This window comes from Streptomyces sp. NPDC088794 (assembly GCF_044750545.1).
In the GTDB taxonomy this organism is placed as follows: domain Bacteria; phylum Actinomycetota; class Actinomycetes; order Streptomycetales; family Streptomycetaceae; genus Streptomyces.
In genome coordinates, this window is sequence record NZ_JBIVKB010000002.1 from 126007 (window position 1) to 144210 (window position 18204).

An 18204-nucleotide genomic window follows, 5' to 3' on the forward strand; every position below is an offset into this window, starting at 1 on the left:
GCCCCCGCCGCCCCTACCCGTCCCATCCTTCTGGGGCTCCGCCCCAGACCCCGCTCCTCAAACGCCGGAGGGGCTGAAAGATCAGCCCCTCCGACATCTCAAAGCGCCGCGCCTAACGGCCCGCCTCCTTGGACACCAACGCCACCGCCTCGTCCACGTCGTCCGTCACGTGGAACAGGAGGAGGTCCTTCTCCGAGGCCTTGCCTTGGGCTACCAGGGTGTTGCGGAGCCAGTCGACCAAGCCGCCCCAGTACTCACTCCCGAAGAGGACGATCGGGAAGCGGGTGACCTTCTGGGTCTGGACGAGGGTGAGGGCCTCGAAGAGTTCGTCGAGGGTGCCGAGGCCGCCGGGGAGGACCACGAAGCCCTGGGCGTACTTGACGAACATCATCTTGCGGACGAAGAAGTACCGGAAGTTGAGGCCGATGTCGACGTAGGGGTTGAGGCCCTGCTCGAAGGGCAGCTCGATGCCGAGGCCGACCGAGACGCCCTTGGCCTCGCCCGCGCCCTTGTTGGCCGCCTCCATGGCGCCGGGGCCGCCGCCGGTGATCACCGCCCAGCCCGCCTCCACCAGCGCCCGGCCGAGCCGTACGCCCGCCTCGTACTCCGGCGAGTCCGTCTTGGTCCGCGCCGAGCCGAACACGCTGATCGCGGGCGGGAGTTCGGCGAGCGTGCCGAAGCCCTCGATGAACTCCGACTGGATGCGCAGCACCCGCCAGGGGTCGGTGTGGACCCAGTCCGAGGGGCCGCCCGCGTCCAGCAGGCGCTGGTCGGTCGTGCTCGCCGTCACCTGGTCACGCCGCCGGAGTACCGGCCCCAGGCGCTGCTCCTCCGGTGGCTGCTTCTTGCCCTCGGGGTTCCCGGTAGCCATGTGCGCTCCCTCCGCTTGCAGGTGTTTCCACCTCAGCGTAGATCTCCGCTGGTTACAGACGGGGGACGTCGGCATGTCCGCCACGGAGCGCCGCCTCGAATCAGGCCGAGAGCCACGCCTTCAGCCGCTCCTCGCCCGCCAAGATCTTTGCCGTTTCGACCCTTTCATCCCGCTTGTGCGCCAAGTGCGGGTTCCCGGGGCCGTAGTTGACCGCAGGGACGCCGAGCGCGGAGAAGCGGGAGACGTCCGTCCAGCCGTACTTGGGCCGGGGCTCGCCGCCGACCGCCTCGATGAAGGCGACCGCGGCCGGGTGGGAGAGGCCGGGCAGCGCGCCGCCGCTGTGGTCGTCGACCACGAACTCCTCGACCCCGCAGTCCGCGAACACCTCGCGCACGTGGGCGATCGCCTCCTCCTCCGTACGGTCGGGCGCGTAGCGGAAGTTGACCGTCACCACGCACGCGTCGGGGATGACGTTCCCGGCGACCCCGCCGGAGATGCCGACCGCGTTCAGGCCCTCCCTGTACTCCAGACCGTCGATGACCGGGTAGCGGGGCTCGTACGCGGCGAGGCGGGCGAGGATCGGGGACGCCGCGTGGATCGCGTTCGAGCCCATCCAGGAGCGTGCCGAGTGGGCCCGTTCGCCCTTGGTCTTCAGGAGCACGCGCAGGGTGCCCTGGCAGCCGCCCTCGACCTCGCCGTCGGACGGTTCGAGCAGGACCGCGAAGTCGCCCTCCAGCCAGTCCGGGTGGGCCTCGGCGACATGGCGCAGGCCGTTCAGCTCGGCGGCGACCTCTTCGTTGTCGTAGAAGATGAAGGAGATGTCCCGGTTGGGGGCGGGGACCGTTGCCGCGATGCGGAGTTGGACCGCCACCCCGGACTTCATGTCGCAGGTGCCGCAGCCCCACAGGACGCCCTCGTCGTCGAGGCGGGAGGGGACGTTGTCGGCGATCGGGACGGTGTCGATGTGGCCGGCCAGGATGACGCGCTCCGCGCGGCCCAGGTTCGTGCGGGCGATCACGTTGTTGCCGAACCGGTCGACCGTCAGGTGCGGAAGCGCGCGCAGGGCGGCCTCGATCGCGTCCGCGAGCGGCTTCTCGGTGCCGCTCTCCGAGGGGAAGTCGACGAGCTGTGCGGTCAACAGGGCGGCGTCCAGCGTGAGGTCAAGGGGGGTGTCGGCCATGCCGTCGACCCTAACGCGCCGAGGTCGCGAACTCCGTCCACACCCGGCTCGGCAGTCACAGCGGCCTCCGCTACCTTGTACGCGTGCCAGAGCCGTCACCTCACTCCCCCAAGCGTCGTGGTCGCTTCCTCCGCTTCTCCGCGGCCTTCGTGGTCCTGCTCGGTGTAGCGGGATATCTCGTCGTGCAGTACGAGACGGGAGGCAGAGGCCCGGGCTGCGAGGTCGTCTCCGGCAAGGGCGGTGAAGCGGCGTACGAGTTCACGCCGGAGCAGGCGGTGAACGCGGCGACGATCGCCGCCGTCGGCACCGGACGCGGCATGCCCGAGCGGGCCGTGGCCATCGCGCTGGCGACCTCGATCCAGGAGTCCGGCCTGCGCAACATCCAGCACGGCGACCGGGATTCACTCGGCCTGTTCCAGCAGCGTCCCTCGCAGGGCTGGGGCACCGAGAAGGAGATCCTGGACCCGACGTACGCGGCGGGCATCTTCTACGAGCACCTGGCCAAGGTGCCCGACTACACCGAGCTGCCGCTGACCGTGGCCGCGCAGCGCGTGCAGCGCAGCGGCTTCCCGGAGGCGTACGCCAAGCACGAGCCGGACGCGACGCTGCTGGCCGCCGCCCTCACCGGCTCCTCGCCGGCCACGCTGACCTGCCAGGGCCGCCCGGACCCCACCACCGTGACCGAGGCGGGTCCGGACGCCGTACGGGCCGCGCTGGTACGGGACTTCGGGCGGGACGCGCTGCAACCGGCCGCCGCCGAGGTGAGCGACGCCTCGACGCCCACCCCCACACCGACGGTGAGCGCGACGCCGGGTTCGCGGACCGTCACGCTGCCGGTGACCAAGGACACCGGCGCGGGCAAGGGCCGTGACGTGCGCGAGCGCGGCTGGCAGCTGGCCCACTGGGCCGTGGCCAACGCCTCCGCGCTGCACATCGAGCGCGTGTCCTACGGCGGACGCGAGTGGAGCGCGGGGAACACCGACAGCAAGTGGCGTACGACGGGTACGCAGGACGCCGACGCGGCGAAGCAGTCCGCGAACGCGGTGCGGATCGTCACCGGGCAGTAGTGCGAGTGATCACCCGCGAGGGTCAGCCGCGGGCCCTTCGCGGCAGGGTGTGCGCAGGTTTTCGCGCAGTCACTCCCGAAACCGCGAAATCCCTTGAGAACAAAGGGCTGTAAGGATTCGGCACACTTTCGGACCAGGCACTCTTTGCCCGTTTTTATCCGCAGCCGATTATGCGACGCATTGCCAACTCTTTACGTTGTCGCTGCGCAACCTCCGAGGGGCTTCGAGCGGTAGTCACGACGTCCGAGCAACGTTTCCTCCCGTCACAAGGAGCATCATGTCCCTCCCCCTGACCCGTCGGATTGCCCGTGCCGCGCTGCTCGTCGCGGCGGGAGCGGCTGCCGGGGTAGGTGCGGCCGGCGCCGCGAGCGCGGCCCCCGAGCTGCCCGCCACCCCCAACCTCGGCGGCCTGACCGCCCTGGACGGGGCGAACGTGGGCAACACCGTCGACGGAGCGGCACAGAACGTCACCGGGCTCGCGGGCGAGGCCGGCAGCAAGGCCGTCAAGAAGGCGGTGCCGGCCGCGGGCAAGACCGGCGGCAAGGCGGTCAAGAAGGCCGCGCCGGCCGCGCAGAAGACCGCGGGCGAGGCGGCGGGCTCCGCCGGGGACCTCGTCGGTGACACCACGAAGACCGCCACCAAGGGCGGGCTGCCCACGGACTCCCTCACCAAGGGCGGCCTCCCCGGCGGCGGCCTCCCCTCCACGGACACCCTCCCGCTGAAGGGCCTGCCGCTCGGCGGCTGATCGCCCCGCGCACGACGAAAAAGAAGGGGCCCGGGATCGTCTCCCGGGCCCCTTCGTCGTGCACGTGGTCCTGCACTTCGTCGTGCGCGTGGTCCTGCACGTCGTCACGCACGCACGCGTACGTACGCCTACGCGTCTACGCCAGCCGCTCCACGGCCGCCCGCACCCGCTCGTCCGTCGCCGTCAGCGCCACCCGCACGAACGTGTCGCCGGCGGTCCCGTAGAAGTCACCGGGCGCGACCAGGATGCCCAGTCCTGCCAGGTGGGCCACCGTGTCCCAGCAGGACTCGCCGCGGGTCGCCCACAGGTAGAGGCTGGCCTCGCTGTGCTCGATCCGGAAGCCGTGCCCGACCAGCGCCTCGCGCAGGGCCGCCCGCCGGGCGAGGTACCGCTCCCGCTGCTCGCGCACATGGCCGTCGTCGCCGAGGGCCGCGACCACGGCGGCCTGGGTCGGCGCGGAGGTCATCATGCCGCCGTGCTTGCGGATCTCCAGGAGCGGGCCCAGGACGGCCGGGTCACCGGCCAGAAAGGCCGCGCGGTACCCGGCGAGGTTGGAGCGCTTGGAGAGCGAGTGGACGGCCACGATGCCGTCGTAGGAGCCGCCGTTGACGTCCGGGTGCAGCACCGAGACCGGGTCGGCCTCCCAGCCCAGTTCGAGGTAGCACTCGTCGGAGAAGATCAGGACGCCGTGCTCGCGGGCCCAGGCGACGATCCGGGTCAGCTCGTCCTTCGACAGGACCCGACCGGTCGGGTTGGAGGGCGAGTTGAGCCAGAGGAGCTTCAGGCCGCTCGGGTCCAGCGCCGTGGGGTCGTCGTAGACCTCGTACTCGGCGCGGGCCAGCCGGGCGCCCACCTCGTAGGTCGGGTAGGCCAGGCGCGGGTAGGCGACCCGGTCGCCCGGGCCGAGGCCCAGCTGGGTGGGGAGCCAGGCGACGAGTTCCTTGGAGCCGACGATCGGCAGGACGTGCCGGTGGGTGATGCCCCGGGCGCCCAGCCGCCGCTCGACCCAGCCGGTGATCGCGTCCCGTAGCGCCGGGGTGCCCCAGACCGTCGGATAGCCGGGCGAGTCGGCCGCGTCGACGAGCGCCTTCTGGATCAGGTCGGGGACCGGATCGACCGGGGTGCCGACAGACAGATCGACGATGCCGCCGGGGTGCGCCGCGGCCGTCTTCTTGTACGGCTCCAGCTTGTCCCAGGGGAAGGTGGGCAGGCGGTCGGAGACTGCGGACACGGTTACTCGCTCACTTTCTTCGGTACGGCAAACGCCTCGGCCCCGTACGGCCGCGATCCGGGGATCAGGCCGTACGGGACCGAGGCGGCGCGATGTGCGGGCCGCGGGCGGCGGCTACTCGGCCGCTGCCTGCGGGGGCAGCGCGGCGACGAACGGGTGGTCGCGCTCGATCAGACCCAGCTTGCTGGCGCCGCCCGGCGAGCCGAGCTCGTCGAAGAACTCGACGTTCGCCTTGTAGTAGTCCTTCCACTCCTCGGGAGTGTCGTCCTCGTAGAAGATCGCCTCGACCGGGCACACCGGCTCGCAGGCTCCACAGTCGACGCATTCGTCCGGGTGGATGTACAAGGACCGCTGGCCCTCGTAGATGCAGTCGACCGGGCACTCCTCGATGCACGCCTTGTCCTTGACGTCGACACAAGGCTGCGCGATGACGTAGGTCACGCTGTCGTTCCTCCTCGATAGGGCGCCGGCGGGCCTCCTCAGGCTCCGCCGCCTGGCGCGCGGGAGCGCGGCGTCGTCGATGCCCGCCCCTAGTATCTCCGTTCCTGGGCATGATCCGAACAGGAGGGGTGGACAGACCTGTGGAAATCTCGGCCGCCGGACGTCTCGAGGTCCGTATCACCACAGCTGACGTGGGGAAACGAGTATCCGTACGGCGGTTGAACGAGCCTGGGACAACTCAGGAGAAGTTCACCGACACGGTGGGTGTTCTCACATCATGGGACGACGGTGTGCTGCTGATCACACGCAAGAGCGGCGAGAGCGTCCACATCGCGGAATCCTCGCTGGTCGCGGGCAAGGTGGTGCCGACCCCGCCGGCCCGCCGCCGGGGCCCCGCCGCCTCGTACGAGGAACTCGCGCACGTGTCCTCGCGCGCGTGGCGGCCGGTGGAGAGCGAGCGCCTCGGCGACTGGGAGCTGCGCGCCGCGAGCGGTTTCACGCGGCGCGCGAACTCCGTGCTCCCGCTGGGCGATCCGGGCCTGCCGCTCGACGAGGCGCTGGATGTCGTACGACGGTGGTACGGCGACCGGGGGCTGCCGGCGTACATCCAGACCGCGACCGGCGCCGAGGGCACGCAGGAGGTGCTGTGCGCGGAGCTGGAGCGGCGGGGCTGGGTGCGTGAGGTGAGCGCCGAGCTGTGGATCGGGGCGCTCGCGCCGGTCGCGGACCGGGCCGAGGGCGCGGACGTCGTGCTCTCCCGGGAGGCCGACGAGGCGTGGCTGTCGCGGTATCAGCGCAAGGGGGTGAGCGAGGTGGCGTTGGAGGTGCTCGGAGGGGGGTCCCCCCGCTTGAGCGAAGCCGAGAGTGGGGGAGGGCCGTCGGTGTGGTTCGCGACGGTTCCCGGCGAGGAGTCGCCCGCTGCCATCGGGCGGTGCGTGGTCGATGGGCGGTGGGCTTCGTTCGCCGCCGTGGAGGTCGATCCGGCGATGCGGCGGCGGGGGCTGGCCACCGTGGTGATGGCCGCGTTGGCCCGGCGGGCGCTGGAGGAGGGGGCCTCGGCCGCCTGGTTGCAGGTCGAGGCGGAGAACGTCGGGGCGCGGGCGCTGTACGACGGGATGGGGTTCGGGGCGCACCACGCGTATCACCACTACCGGGAGCCGGCCCGTCCCGGCAACGGGACAATCCACGACGGCCGGTAGCGATCGCCGGGAAAGGGCACGAGCCTGCTATGCGTCACCCCACTCCCCCGCCGCCCGAGCGGGCCGCCGAGGTACGGCGGCGGTTCGCCGAAGAGGCTCGGTCCGAGCGGCCCGATCTGTCCGCGCTGTGCCTGTTGGTCGGCGCGGCGGCCGACGGCACGCTGGACGAGGCCGGGCTGGACGCCGCGCAGATGGAACTCGACCGGCTGGCCGGGCAGTTGCCCTTCCGGCCGGGCGGGCCGCTGTCCTGGGCGACCGCGTTGCACCATCTGCTGGGTGTCCAGGAGGGGTACCGCGGTTTCCCCGTCGACTACCAGCGGCTCGAGTCGTCCCTGCTGCACGAGGTGCTGCGGCGGCGGCGCGGGTTGCCGATCCTGCTGTCGGTGGTGTGGATGGAGGTCGCTCGGCGGGCTGGGGCGCCGGTGTACGGAGTGGCACTTCCCGGACATTTCGTCGTCGGGTTCGGGCCGCCCGAGCAGCAGGTACTCGCGGATCCGTTCGACGGGGGGCGGGTGCTCGGTGGGGGCGACGCGGAGTTGTTGGTCGCGGGGGCGACGGGGGCTCCGCTGGATGCGTCGATGTTGAGGCCGCCGAATCCGTTGGAGGTGGTGCTGCGGATTCTCAACAACGTGCGGGCCTGGGCGGTGGCTCGGCCCGAGCGGTCGGATGTCGCGCTGTGGGCGGTTGATCTTTCGCTGCTGTTGCCTTCGCATCCTGCGCGGTTGCGGTACGAGCGAGCGCAACTCCTTGTTCAGCGGGGGGACTTCGTCGAGGGGGCGGTGGAGTTGGAGGAGTACGCGGGGATGATCAGTGCGGTTGATGAATCGTGGGCGGAGACGGTGCGGGGGCAGGCTCGGGCTGCTCGGGCGTTGCTCAACTGAGCTCGCCCAATCGCCTTAGGAGCGACTCTGGTTGAGCGAGTGCGGGTGCGTTGTGGCTGGTCGCGTCCACGCGGCGGAGCCGCACATCGATACAGCCCCGCGCCCCTTAAAACGTCGGCTACAACCAGCCCTTCTCCCTTGCGATCCGTACCGCCTCCGCCCTGTTGCGTACCGCCAGTTTCTGGATTGCCGTCGAAAGGTAATTTCGGACCGTGCCCTGGGACAGGTGCAGGGCCGATGCCAGCTCCGCGTTCGTGGAGCCGTCCGCCGCGGCACGGAGTACCTCTCGTTCCCGCTCGGTCAGCGGATTCGCGCCATCGGCCAGGGCGGCAGCCGCCAGCGTGGGGTCGATGACCCGGTCACCGGCGAGGACCTTGCGTACCGCTTGGGCGAGTTGGGCCGCGGGGGCGTCCTTGACCAGGAAGGCGTCGGCGCCGGCCTCCATCGCGCTGCGGAGGTAGCCGGGGCGGCCGAAGGTGGTGAGGACGACCAGCCTCACGGACGGGAGTTCCCTGCGTACGGCGGCCGCCGCCTCGATGCCGGTGCAGCCGGGCATCTCGATGTCCAACAGGGCCACGTCCACGGCGTGTTCGCGGACCGCGGCCAGGACCTCGTCGCCGCGCGCCACCTGGGCGACGACCTCGATGTCGTCCTCCAGACCGAGCAGCGCGGCCAGCGCCTCGCGGACCATCGACTGGTCCTCGGCCAGCAGGACCTTGATCGTTCGGCTCATGCCCCGGATCCTACGTCCGCCGGGGTGCCGGCGGGCACGCGGACGACCAGGCGGAAGCCGTGCTTGGTGCCGGCGGCTTCGAGGGTGCCGCCCGCCTTCTCCAGGCGCTCGGCGAGGCCCGTGAGGCCGTTGCCGGGGCCCTTGCCGGAGCCGCCGGAGCCGTTGTCCTCGACGGTGAGTTCCAGCATCCGGCCGCCCAGGGTCTGGCGGGCGAGCAGCTCCACCGTGCAGCGCCGGGCACCGCTGTGCCGGACGACGTTGGTGATCGCCTCGCGCAGCGCCCAGGCCAGGGCCGCTTGACTCTCCTCGGGTACGCCGGTCAGGTCGACGGTGGCTTCCTCGGGGAGTTCGGCGGTGACCCCCGCCGCGGTCAACGCGACCTGGGCGCCCGCCAGTTCGGCGGCCAGGCGCGGGCGGCGGTAACCGGTGACGGCCTCCCGGACGTCGACCAGGGCCTGCCGGCTGACCTGTTCGATGTCGGCGACCTGCTGGGCCGCCTTGTCGGGGTGGTCGGGGAGCATACGGCCCGCGAGTTCGCTCTTCAGCGTGATCAGCGAGAGGGAGTGGCCGAGCAGGTCGTGCAGGTCCCGGGCCAGGCGCAACCGCTCCTCGTTGGCGGCCAGTTGGGCGACGGTGGCGCGTGCCTTGCGCAACTCCACCGTCGTACGCACCAGTTGTCGTACACCCGTCATCGAGTAGCCCACCAGCAGCACCACCAGGAACAGGCCCCAGGCCTCGTCCAGGTCGTCGACGAACCAGCCCGCCAGCATCATCGCGGCGGTGGCCAGCGGGATCGTCCAGTACGCGGCGCGCAGGGGGAGGGTGATCCCGCAGGTGACGGAGACGTAGACGTACAGGCCCAGCCAGTGGCTGCCGAGGGAGAAGGACAGGGTGACGGCCAGGACCCCCAGCACGGCCACCAGGACGGCGACGAACCAGCCCGCGTAGGGGCGGCCCATGGTGCGGAAGACGACGGCCAGGTAGATCCCGGTGAAGGCCACCAGGCCCACCCAGCCGGCCGTCGTGGCCGAGGGGGTGTGGTGGCCGGCCGTCAGGTCCTGCACGGGGGCGCTGAGGAAGACCAGCCAGGGCAGGACCCACACCAGCTTGCGGATCGCGTCGCCCCGGTTGCGGGGCGGTCGGCCGATCCGTACCAGCCGATCCGCGCGGGCTTCCTCGTCGGACCGCAGATCTTCCGTCATCGCGCTCACGCCTTCAGCGTGTCCTTCCGGTACAGCCACGCCGCGCCGCCCGCGAACAGGGCGAAGTAGACGACGAGGAGGGCGACGTCCTTCGAGCTCGGGGACTGGCTCTGCTCGATGGCCTGTCCCAGGGCAGCGTACGCGTGCGTGGGCAGCCACTTCGCGATGTCCTGGAGCCACTGCGGGAACGTCGTCGCGGGCATCCACAGGCCGCCCAACAGGGACAGGCCGAAGTAGGTGATCATCGTGATCGGGCGGACCGCGTCACCGGTGGCGAGGTAGCCGATGGCCACGCCGAGCGCCGCGAAGACCAGGCTGCCGGCCCAGATCGCGCCGGTGAGCGCGAGCCACTGCCAGGCGTCCAGGCGTACGTCCTTCACCGTGGCCGCGACCAGGAAGACGATCACGATCGACGGCAGGCTGACCACGGCCGCGCTCGCGGTCTTCGCGATCACGTACCCGCGCCCCGGCAGCGGGGTCAGCCGCAGCTGCCGTACCCAGCCGCTCTCCCGCTCCTTGGCGATGCGCTCGCTGTTGCCCATCAGGACGGCCGTCAGGGCGCCGAAGGAGGCCATGGAGACCATCATGTAGGTCGCGACGTTCAGGCCGGTGCCGTCGATCTTGTCCGTGCGGCCGGCGCTGCCCGCGATCAGCAGGAACAGGGCCGAGGGGTAGATCACCGAGAAGAACAGGAACTTGCGGTTGCGCAGGGCGCGGGTGAGTTCCAGCTTGATCAGGCTGTTCACTTCGACTTCGCCTCCTCGGCGGCGGTGATGGCCACGAACGCCTGCTCCAGGCCGAGCCCGGCGACTTCGAGATTGCGGGGGTAGACGCCGAGGCCGTAGAGGGCGTGGACGGTCGCGTCGGCGTCGGTGGACTGGATACGGACCGTCTGGCCGGAGATGTCGACCGACGTGAGGAACGGCAGCTCCCGGATCGGCGCCTCGTCGATCTCGCCCTCCAGGTCGAAGGCGACCTTGCGCGCGCCCGCCTTCGCCTTGATCTCGGCGGCGGTGCCGTCCGCGAGGAGCCGGCCGCGGTGCAGGACCAGCACGCGGTCCGCGATGGCGTCGGCCTCCTCCAGGTAGTGCGTGGCGAACAGGACCGTGCGGCCCCGGTCGGCCTGCTCGCGCATGGTGGCCCAGAAGGCCTGGCGGGCGGAGACGTCCATGCCGGTGGTCGGCTCGTCCAGCACGATCAGATCGCTGTCGCCCGCGGTGGCGAGGGCGAAGCGGACGCGCTGGGCCTGGCCGCCGGAGAGCTTGTTCACCTTGCGGTCGGTGATCTGCGCGATGTCGGCGCGGGCCAGCACCTCGCTCAGCGGGTACGGCCTGGGGTGCAGATCGCAGGCGAGCCGGACCAGCTCGGCGACCGTGACCTCGTCCATCAGCCCGCCGCTCTGCAGCATCGCGCCCACCCGCCCGGCGACGATGGCCTCGCGCGGACTGCTCCCGAACACCTTCACCGTGCCGCTGTCGGCCTGCCTCAGCCCCAGCAGCAGATCGAGGGTGGTCGACTTGCCGGCCCCGTTGGGCCCCAGCAGGGCCACCGTCTCCCCCGGGTGCAGAGCGAGCGTCAGCCCGTCCACGACCCGTACGTCCCCGTAGATCTTGCTCACCTGGTCGAACCCGACCACCGGGGTGGTGGCCGTCGCCGCTGTCGTCGTCATGCGGACCATGGTGGCCGCCGGGCGCTCCCGCCCGGCAGTGTCGGCGGTCCTGAGTGCCGGATGACAGATGTCATGTCGGGAGGGTGAGCTCAGGAACGCGCCTGAAAAGCAGATGGCATGAACGCGTTCAATCAGTAGGCTCGATCACCGCTCGGCCCGACCCGCCAGGCACAACCACCCCAGGGGGAAACTGTGATGCGCACGTTCCTTGCCGGCGCCGCGACCGCCGTGGTCGCCGCCACCAGCCTCGCCTTCGCCGCCCCGGCACAGGCGGCATCCTCGGACACCGTCTCGGTCCAGGCCATCAACTGTCATGCCAAGGAGAGCGTCCGGATCCGGCAGACGAAGTCGACCAGCGCGGCCGCCCTCGGGCTCTTCCCCAAGGGCGCGGGCGCCGAATGCGGCGGATCCTCGGAGGGCGGAACCTACACCGCCTGCGGTCACACCGACGGATTCTTCTGGATCGCCATCAACTACCAGGGGATCAAGGGCTACGTGGCCCTGTACTGCATCACGCGTCCGTGACCGCGTGAAACCCATGAAGGCCCGTCCGGTCAGGACGGGCCTTCACACGTTCCTACGGACGTCAGCTCGGGTCGGTGTCGATGACCCCGATGCGCTCCGCCGCCGTCTTGCCGACCAGCGCCTTGCGCAGCGCGCCGGCGACGTCCTGGGGGGTGACGGCCGTCTTCTGGCCGGTGCCCCGGGTGATCAGCACGCCCTCGAAGGTGGCGCCGTACGCCTCCTTGAGCGCGTCGAGGTCGTACGTCTCCACCAGCTTGCCGTCCACCGCCTTGAAGCCGAGGATCTTCGGCAGGGACAGGGAACCGAACGGGATGCTGTGCGTCGCGTCGGTCTGCACGATGACCTGGGCGGACATCGCCGGCTTCGCGAAGTCCTTCATCTCGCGGTCGACCTCGGCGTTCGAGATCGCCGGCTGCTGGGTCGTGGTCGCGACCGTGACCGGCGTGGTCGTGTTGGTCTCCACCTGGGTGCGGTAGGCCTGCACGACGGCGTCGATCGACCTCGCGGCGTCGATACCCTTGCCCGCCTTGCCGTAGACGGCGACCGGCTTGCCGGACTTGAACTCGATCGTGCCCTCGGTCACCGAGCCGGAGCCGCCGGCCGCGTCCTTGAGAGCGGCGGTCAGCTTCTCCTCGTCCACCGGCATGACCGGGTCGATGATCCGGTGGTTGCCGAAGAGGGAGCCGACGACGGAGACCGGGTTGTAGTCGCTCTGCGCGGCCGCGGCGACCGTGGCCTGCTCGTCGAACTGCAGGCCCGCCTGGTCCGGCGTGAGCGAGACGGTGCTGCCGCCCACGGAGAGCTTCAGCGGCTTGTTGACGCGGTTGCCGAAGGCCTCGTCGAGCTTCTTGACGGCGTCGTCGCGGGTGCCGCCGCCGATGTCGACACCCAGCACGGTGGAGCCCTTGGGCACGTCGGTGTGGTTCATCAGCAGCCCGGCGCCGTAGGCACCGCCGCCGATGACGAACAGGGCGACGACCAGGAGCACCAGCTTGCTGCGCCCCTTCTTCTTTTTCTTGCCCGCCTTGCTCGACGCCGCGGCCGGCACGTCCTGCGCGACCGGCTCGGGCAGCTTGGGCGGGGTGTGCGGCAGCGGTCCGTCGGTGTGGGCGCCCGGTCCGAAGGGCGCGCCCTGGCCGGACGGGACGACCGGGATGCCGCTGGTGACGGTGTGCCCGGAGACGTTGTCGGGGTTCGGGTAGCTCTGCGGTGGCCGCGCGGAGGCGGGAATCTGCGGGGTGAGGATCGCGGTGTCGTCGCTCAGCCCGCCGCCGGGACCGAGCCCACGCGGTCCGGCGCCGGGTCCCGTGCCGGGAGCGCCCATGGCACCAGGACCGCCAGGGCCGCCGGGCGTCGAGAAGTCGTGCGGGTTGCCCGGACCGCCGGGACCGCCATAGCCGCCCTGGCCGTTGGGGCCGCCGGGGCCGGCGCCCAGCTGCGGGGCCATCGGCCCGTCGCCGGTGACCGGACCGCCGGTCGGTCCCGCGGGGCCGTGCGGGCCGCCACCGGGGCCGCCGGGGCCGCCCGGTCCGTTGAAGCCGCTCGCGCCGCCGGGGCCGCCGTAGCCGCCCTGGGTGCCCGGGCCGCCCTGCTCCCCGCGCTCGCCCTCGGCGAAGTACGGCAGCTCGGCGCGGCGCGGTTCGCCGCCGCCGGGACGTGAGCCGGGGCCCAGCGGTCCCGCGGCGAGCGCCTCGGTGACGTCGAAGGAACCGGTGCCGCCGCCGTGTCCGGGGGCCACCGGGCCGCCGGTCGCGCCGGTGAGCCCCGAACCGTTGGTCCCGCCGGGCCGGGCACCGCTCGCGCCGCCGGGGCGGGAGCCGCCCGGCACGCTCATGGAGCCGACGACACCGCCGGGGCGGCCCGCGCCGGGACGGGCACCGGGGGTCGGAGTGCCCGCGGGAGGCGTGGCGGGGGCGGCCGAACCGCCCGGGATTCCGGCGCCGTTGGTGGCACCGCCGCCCGAATCGGGCTTGCCCGCCGAGGACTTGCGGGGCGCGAACCAGTCGCTCGTCTTCTCCCCGCCGGAGCCGCCGGGAGCGCCGGGTCCGCCCTGTCCGGTGGGCGGCTCGCCGGAGCCCATGGACGGCAGCGCGGGCAGCGCCGGAGCCTCGGCCTCCGCAGCACTGCCGTCGGGGGCGTCCGCGTCCGTGACGGGGGTCCGTACGACGACAGGCGGAATGGGCCGCGACCCGGGGATGTTGATCCGGATCCGGGTCGTCAGCGTGGTCTCGGTCTTGCGTTCCTCCGGCTGCGCGGCCGAACGACCCGCGTCCGTACCGGCGTCGGGAACCGCGGGGGTCCCGTACGGCGGCGTACCCGACGGGTAGGCGGCCCCGCCGCGCCCGTTGGGCCCGGAGGACGGAGTGTCAGTTTCACGACTCAAGGCAGGTTCTCCCGGTTGGCTCCGCCGCCCGACACAACCTCAGCGGGCGGCTCGGCGGCGCGCACCACCATACTGGCCACGTCTGGCGCGTATCCCGCGACCGCCGAGTAAACCCACACGGCACTTGCACGCGCCCTTAACGGCGAAGTGGTACGTCACTTGCCAAGTCGGACGTCACGGGCGCCTGGTTGCCGCCCTTGTCCAAGGGTGGCGCAGATCACAGCGACGGCCATCCCTCCGAGGAGGAAGAGATAAGAGCCACCTCCTGCAGCGAACAGGAAGTCGCCCTCCGGTCTGCTGGCGGTGAGCAGGATGACGGAGACCATCCAGCCGGCGGCGGGCGCGATCGCCCCGCCCCGGCCGCCGATCGCCCAGCCGCCGCCGAGACAGAGCCCCGCCTCGCCGACGAGCGCGAGCAGCAGCCCGCCCGGGAACCAGCCGGACTGCACCAGCGCCCCGGCGCCCCCGACCACCGCACCGAGCACGAAGAGCCCCACGTAGAGGAGCGCCCGCCCGAGAGAGGGCCGCTGCAAGGGCTGCGCGAGCATGGAACCCCGGTCGCTCATGACGCCTCCTCGGTGCCGATGCCGGCGAACAGGTCGGTCTCGCGCCCACCGGAATCGCGCCGAACTGCTCCGGCGCCCCCCACGAGTTCGTAGTACTCCGTCGTGAAGAGCGGCTGGGCCAGCTCGTTGGAGAGCGCGAAGTACGGTTCCGCGACGGCGATCTGGGTCGCGTGCGCGCGCATCGCTGCGGCCTTGGCGGCGGCGTACGCGGTGCCGTCGATCTCGGTGGTGACGAGGTCGTCGGCCACCACGCCCGGCACGTCGTCGACAACGGCGGACTTGGCGAAGGGCAGGCCGAGCAGGGCGCCCGAGAGGCGGGCGAACGCGGCCTCGGCGACCGGGCGCGGGACGCGGTTCCAGTAGACCTTGGGGATCCGCCAGCCGGCGTCGGCGGCCAGCTCGGCGGCGCGCGTCGCGACGCGGTGGGCCTGGATGTGGTCGGGGTGGCCGTACCCGCCGTGCTCGTCGTAGGTGACGAGGACCTGGGGGCGTACCTCCAGGATCACCTCGACGAGGTGGCCTGCGGCTTCATCGAGGTCGGCCTGCCAGAAGGCGGCGGGGTCGTCGTTGTCGGCGAGGCCCATCATTCCGGAGTCGCGGTAGCGTCCGGGGCCGCCGAGCTGACGGAAGTCCTGGACGCCGAGCGCACGCAGGGCCGCCGCGAGCTCGCCCCGGCGGTACTCGCCCAGGGCGGCGCCGGTCAGGTGGCGCAGCTGCGGCGGGATGACCTCGCCGAGCTCGCCGAGGGTGCAGGTGACCAGGGTCACGTGGGCACCCTCGGCCGCGTACCGGGCCATGGTCGCGCCGTTGTTGATCGACTCGTCGTCAGGATGCGCGTGCACCAGGAGCAGACGCCGAGCAGGCAGTTCCGTCATGGAGCCACCCTACGAGGCGCCACCGACAAGCCCGGCGCGGCCCGGGTCAGAACTTGAGGCTGCCGATCATCCCCGCGATGTTCGTCGTCAGCTCACTGATGGTGGGAGCGACGGTCGAGGAGGCGAGGTAGAAGCCGAGAAGGACGCACACCACGGCGTGCCCGCCCTTCAGACCTGACTTCTTGACCAACAGGAAGACGACGATCGCCAGCAGCACCACCGCCGAAATCGAAAGTGCCACGGCGGCTCACCTCCAAAGATCCCAAGTACGCGGGGTCGGACCAGTCGGACCAAGGGGCAGATGAATCCAGCAGATAAATCCATACGTCAGCCAGCGGATTCATACCCACCATGCGTCAGTGATCATAACTATCCGCACGCGCGCATCGATCGGCGCACGGCCGCACAAGGGGGCGCATGGCCAATATGGTCGGAGCATGACGACGACGTCCGACTCTTTCCCCCGCCGACACGCCCGCACCCAGCGCTTCACGCTCGGTGCGCCGCGCGCGTTCTCGGTGGCACCCGACGGTTCGCGGGTCGTGTTCCTGCGCTCCACCTCCGGTACGGACAGGGCGAATTCACTGTGGGTGCTGGATCCGACGGACGGCGGGGAGCGCGTCGCGGCGGACCCGCGCGCCCTGCTCGACGGGGCCGCCGAGGACCTCTCCCCGCAGGAGCGCGCCCGTCGCGAACGCAGCCGCGAGGGCGGCGCCGGCATCGTCGGCTACGCCACCGACGCGACCGTCGAGCTGGCCTCTTTCGCCCTGTCGGGGCGGCTGTTCACGGCCGAACTGCGGGCCGGCACGGCACGTGAACTCACCGTCCCCGGACCGGTGATCGACCCGCGCCCGGCCCCCGACGGACGGCATGTCGCCTACGTGGCCGGCGGTGCCCTGCGGATCGTGGGCGCCGAGGGCGAGGGTGAACGGGCGCTCGCCGAGCCGGAGTCGGCGAACATCACCTATGGACTGGCCGAGTTCATCGCGGCCGAGGAGATGCAGCGCCAGCGCGGCTTCTGGTGGTCGCCCGAGTCCGACCGGCTGCTGGTCGCGCGCGTGGACGACACGCCCGTGCAGCGCTGGTGGATCTCCGACCCGGCGCATCCCGAACGTGATCCACAGCACGTCCCGTATCCGGCGGCGGGCACCGCCAACGCGGAGGTGCGGCTGTTCGTGATCGGCCTGCACGGGGCCCGCACGGAGGTCGTCTGGGACCGGGCGCGGTATCCGTATCTGGCGCATGTGCACTGGTCAGACGCGGGTGCGCCGCTGCTCCTCGTACAGGCGCGCGACCAGCGCAGTCAGCTGTACCTGGCGGTGGATCCGGACACGGGAGCGACCCGTCTGGTACACGCGGACGAAGATCCAATTTGGCTTGATCTTTTCCCCGGAGTGCCCTGCTGGAGCCCTTCGGGGCGGCTCGTGCGGATCGCCGACGAGGGCGGCGCGCGGGTCCTGGCGGTCGGCGAACGCCCCCTGACCGGACCGCAGTTGCACGTACGCGCCGTGCTGGCGGTCGGGGACGACGACGTGCTGGTCTCGGCGTCGGCGGGCGCGGAGGCCGAGGCGTCCGAGATCGGCGAGGTGCACGTCTACCGCGTCAGCGAACTCGGCGTGGAGCGCTTGTCGCAGGAACCCGGCGTGCACACGGCGGTGCGCGCCGGGGGCGTGACCGTGCTGGTGTCCGCCTCGCTCGACCACCCGGGCGCGCAGGTACGGCTGCTGCGCGACGGCAAGCAGTTCGCGACCGTGACCCCACATGCCGAAGATCCCGGTTTGTCCCCGCGTGTGACGCTTGTCGAGGGGGGCGCACGACGAATCCCGTGCGCCGTGCTCTTGCCGCGTGACTACGCCGGTGACACCTCCCTGCCGGTCCTGCTCGACCCCTACGGTGGTCCGCACGGTCAGCGGGTGGTCGCCGCACGCAATCCGTATCTCACCTCGCAGTGGTTCGCCGACCAGGGGTTCGCGGTCGTCGTGGCCGACGGGCGGGGTACGCCGGGCCGCTCCCCCGCCTGGGAGAAGGCGGTGCGGGACGACCTCGCGGCGATCGTCGTGCAGGACCAGGTCGACGCGCTCCAGGCGCTCGCCGCCGACTTCCCGCTCGACCTGAGCCGGGTCGCGATCCGCGGCTGGTCCTTCGGCGGCTATCTGGCGGCACTCGCGGCGCTGCGCCGCCCGGACGTCTTCCACGCGGCGGTGGTGGGCGCCCCGGTCACCGATCTGCGGCTGTACGACACCCACTACCAGGAGCGGTACATGGGCCACCCGGACGAGCAGCCGGAGGTCTACCGCCGCAACTCGGTCGTCCACGACGAGGGATTGGTCGACGCGGCCGAGCCGCACCGCCCGATGATGATCGTCCACGGCCTGGTGGACGACAACGTCGTGGTCGCCCACTCACTGCGCCTGTCCTCCGCCCTGCTGGCCGCCGGCCGCCCGCACGAGGTGCTCCCGCTGTCCGGGGTGACCCACATGACCCCGCAGGAGGAGGTCGCCGAGAATCTGCTCCTGCTTCAGCTGGACTTCCTCAAACGATCATTGAAATAACCGCACAAATGCCCGCGAATCGCGTTTACACGCAGGCAACTTCGCGGAAGCGGTACCGATATACGGACGCGCCAGTCTGAACAG

At 71.5% G+C, this 18204-nt stretch carries 18 protein-coding genes; 6 read left to right on the forward strand and 12 right to left on the reverse strand.

Going from position 1 to position 18204, the window contains the following annotated elements; translation table 11 throughout:
* Nucleotides 1-112: 112 nt before the first annotated feature.
* Complete coding sequence (locus ACIP6U_RS05145; protein ID WP_401713208.1) at nucleotides 113-871, reverse strand: TIGR00730 family Rossman fold protein; 759 nt, start codon at nucleotides 869-871, stop codon at nucleotides 113-115.
* Nucleotides 872-971: 100 nt separating this feature from the next.
* Nucleotides 972-2051, reverse strand: coding sequence for a succinyl-diaminopimelate desuccinylase (gene dapE / locus ACIP6U_RS05150; RefSeq protein WP_401713210.1), 1080 nt, complete (start codon nucleotides 2049-2051; stop codon nucleotides 972-974).
* Between the two features lie 83 nt (nucleotides 2052-2134).
* Here dapE and ACIP6U_RS05155 point away from each other — a divergent pair, with 83 nt between their 5' ends.
* Both ACIP6U_RS05155 and ACIP6U_RS05160 read left to right on the forward strand, forming a co-directional pair.
* Nucleotides 2135-3118: a heavy metal transporter gene (locus tag ACIP6U_RS05155; protein WP_401713212.1), complete on the forward strand. Its 984-nt coding sequence runs from the start codon at nucleotides 2135-2137 to the stop codon at nucleotides 3116-3118.
* A 277-nt stretch (nucleotides 3119-3395) separates the two neighbouring features.
* Nucleotides 3396-3863: an ATP-binding protein gene (locus tag ACIP6U_RS05160; protein WP_401713215.1), complete on the forward strand. Its 468-nt coding sequence runs from the start codon at nucleotides 3396-3398 to the stop codon at nucleotides 3861-3863.
* Nucleotides 3864-3999: 136 nt separating this feature from the next.
* Here ACIP6U_RS05160 and ACIP6U_RS05165 read toward each other — a convergent pair whose 3' ends face one another.
* Both ACIP6U_RS05165 and fdxA read right to left on the reverse strand, forming a co-directional pair.
* Nucleotides 4000-5094 (reverse strand): bifunctional succinyldiaminopimelate transaminase/glutamate-prephenate aminotransferase, encoded by a 1095-nt coding sequence (locus ACIP6U_RS05165; protein ID WP_401713217.1) that lies wholly within the window; start codon nucleotides 5092-5094, stop codon nucleotides 4000-4002.
* A gap of 114 nt (nucleotides 5095-5208) precedes the next feature.
* Nucleotides 5209-5535 carry a ferredoxin gene (gene fdxA, locus ACIP6U_RS05170; RefSeq protein ID WP_187747405.1) on the reverse strand — a complete coding sequence of 109 codons (327 nt, stop codon included), beginning with the start codon at nucleotides 5533-5535 and terminating at the stop codon, nucleotides 5209-5211.
* Between the two features lie 110 nt (nucleotides 5536-5645).
* On the opposite strand from fdxA, the gene ACIP6U_RS05175 reads away from it, so the two are divergent.
* Both ACIP6U_RS05175 and ACIP6U_RS05180 read left to right on the forward strand, forming a co-directional pair.
* Nucleotides 5646-6734, forward strand: a complete 1089-nt coding sequence (locus tag ACIP6U_RS05175; RefSeq protein WP_401713221.1) for a GNAT family N-acetyltransferase — start codon at nucleotides 5646-5648, stop codon at nucleotides 6732-6734.
* A 29-nt stretch (nucleotides 6735-6763) separates the two neighbouring features.
* Nucleotides 6764-7615: a transglutaminase-like domain-containing protein gene (locus ACIP6U_RS05180; protein ID WP_401713224.1), complete on the forward strand. Its 852-nt coding sequence runs from the start codon at nucleotides 6764-6766 to the stop codon at nucleotides 7613-7615.
* 118 nt (nucleotides 7616-7733) lie between these two features.
* Here ACIP6U_RS05180 and ACIP6U_RS05185 read toward each other — a convergent pair whose 3' ends face one another.
* The 4 genes from ACIP6U_RS05185 to ACIP6U_RS05200 are packed head-to-tail and all read right to left on the reverse strand — an operon-like array spanning nucleotide 7734 to nucleotide 11219.
* Nucleotides 7734-8348 carry a response regulator gene (locus ACIP6U_RS05185; protein WP_401713227.1) on the reverse strand — a complete coding sequence of 205 codons (615 nt, stop codon included), beginning with the start codon at nucleotides 8346-8348 and terminating at the stop codon, nucleotides 7734-7736.
* Nucleotides 8345-9559 (reverse strand): sensor histidine kinase, encoded by a 1215-nt coding sequence (locus ACIP6U_RS05190; RefSeq protein WP_401713230.1) that lies wholly within the window; start codon nucleotides 9557-9559, stop codon nucleotides 8345-8347. The genes ACIP6U_RS05185 and ACIP6U_RS05190 overlap by 4 nt, the downstream gene beginning before the upstream one ends.
* Nucleotides 9556-10296, reverse strand: coding sequence for an ABC transporter permease (locus ACIP6U_RS05195; protein ID WP_401713232.1), 741 nt, complete (start codon nucleotides 10294-10296; stop codon nucleotides 9556-9558). The genes ACIP6U_RS05190 and ACIP6U_RS05195 overlap by 4 nt, the downstream gene beginning before the upstream one ends.
* A complete protein-coding gene (locus ACIP6U_RS05200; RefSeq protein ID WP_401713235.1) occupies nucleotides 10293-11219 on the reverse strand; it encodes an ABC transporter ATP-binding protein in 927 nt (308 codons plus the stop codon). Before ACIP6U_RS05200 ends, ACIP6U_RS05195 begins: the two co-directional genes overlap by 4 nt.
* Before the next feature lie 195 nt (nucleotides 11220-11414).
* On the opposite strand from ACIP6U_RS05200, the gene ACIP6U_RS05205 reads away from it, so the two are divergent.
* Nucleotides 11415-11744 (forward strand): hypothetical protein, encoded by a 330-nt coding sequence (locus ACIP6U_RS05205; RefSeq protein ID WP_401713237.1) that lies wholly within the window; start codon nucleotides 11415-11417, stop codon nucleotides 11742-11744.
* Between the two features lie 61 nt (nucleotides 11745-11805).
* Here the strand turns inward: ACIP6U_RS05205 and ACIP6U_RS05210 are convergent, their stop codons facing one another.
* The 4 genes from ACIP6U_RS05210 to ACIP6U_RS05225 form a co-directional block, all read right to left on the reverse strand.
* Entirely contained in the window at nucleotides 11806-14127 is a 2322-nt protein-coding gene (locus ACIP6U_RS05210) for a hypothetical protein (protein ID WP_401713239.1), read from the reverse strand.
* Nucleotides 14128-14282: 155 nt separating this feature from the next.
* Complete coding sequence (locus tag ACIP6U_RS05215) at nucleotides 14283-14693, reverse strand: DUF6113 family protein (protein ID WP_123997937.1); 411 nt, start codon at nucleotides 14691-14693, stop codon at nucleotides 14283-14285.
* Nucleotides 14690-15568 (reverse strand): N-acetyl-1-D-myo-inositol-2-amino-2-deoxy-alpha-D-glucopyranoside deacetylase, encoded by an 879-nt coding sequence (gene mshB / locus ACIP6U_RS05220; RefSeq protein WP_401713242.1) that lies wholly within the window; start codon nucleotides 15566-15568, stop codon nucleotides 14690-14692. Before mshB ends, ACIP6U_RS05215 begins: the two co-directional genes overlap by 4 nt.
* A gap of 46 nt (nucleotides 15569-15614) precedes the next feature.
* A complete protein-coding gene (locus ACIP6U_RS05225; protein ID WP_123997939.1) occupies nucleotides 15615-15809 on the reverse strand; it encodes a hypothetical protein in 195 nt (64 codons plus the stop codon).
* 196 nt (nucleotides 15810-16005) lie between these two features.
* On the opposite strand from ACIP6U_RS05225, the gene ACIP6U_RS05230 reads away from it, so the two are divergent.
* Complete coding sequence (locus tag ACIP6U_RS05230; protein ID WP_401713245.1) at nucleotides 16006-18120, forward strand: prolyl oligopeptidase family serine peptidase; 2115 nt, start codon at nucleotides 16006-16008, stop codon at nucleotides 18118-18120.
* The last annotated feature ends 84 nt before the right edge of the window (nucleotides 18121-18204 follow it).

What these genes read in the sequence shown, in the direction of transcription:
- ACIP6U_RS05175 (WP_401713221.1), top strand. Translation starts at nt 5,646, where the DNA reads ATGATCCGAACAGGAGGGGTGGACAGACCTGTGGAAATCTCGGCCGCC.
- mshB (WP_401713242.1), bottom strand. Translation starts at nt 15,568, where the DNA reads ATGACGGAACTGCCTGCTCGGCGTCTGCTCCTGGTGCACGCGCATCCT.
- ACIP6U_RS05205 (WP_401713237.1), top strand. Translation starts at nt 11,415, where the DNA reads ATGCGCACGTTCCTTGCCGGCGCCGCGACCGCCGTGGTCGCCGCCACC.
- ACIP6U_RS05160 (WP_401713215.1), top strand. Translation starts at nt 3,396, where the DNA reads ATGTCCCTCCCCCTGACCCGTCGGATTGCCCGTGCCGCGCTGCTCGTC.
- ACIP6U_RS05180 (WP_401713224.1), top strand. Translation starts at nt 6,764, where the DNA reads ATGCGTCACCCCACTCCCCCGCCGCCCGAGCGGGCCGCCGAGGTACGG.
- ACIP6U_RS05215 (WP_123997937.1), bottom strand. Translation starts at nt 14,693, where the DNA reads ATGAGCGACCGGGGTTCCATGCTCGCGCAGCCCTTGCAGCGGCCCTCT.
- dapE (WP_401713210.1), bottom strand. Translation starts at nt 2,051, where the DNA reads ATGGCCGACACCCCCCTTGACCTCACGCTGGACGCCGCCCTGTTGACC.
- ACIP6U_RS05200 (WP_401713235.1), bottom strand. Translation starts at nt 11,219, where the DNA reads ATGACGACGACAGCGGCGACGGCCACCACCCCGGTGGTCGGGTTCGAC.
- ACIP6U_RS05145 (WP_401713208.1), bottom strand. Translation starts at nt 871, where the DNA reads ATGGCTACCGGGAACCCCGAGGGCAAGAAGCAGCCACCGGAGGAGCAG.
- ACIP6U_RS05185 (WP_401713227.1), bottom strand. Translation starts at nt 8,348, where the DNA reads ATGAGCCGAACGATCAAGGTCCTGCTGGCCGAGGACCAGTCGATGGTC.
- ACIP6U_RS05230 (WP_401713245.1), top strand. Translation starts at nt 16,006, where the DNA reads ATGACGACGACGTCCGACTCTTTCCCCCGCCGACACGCCCGCACCCAG.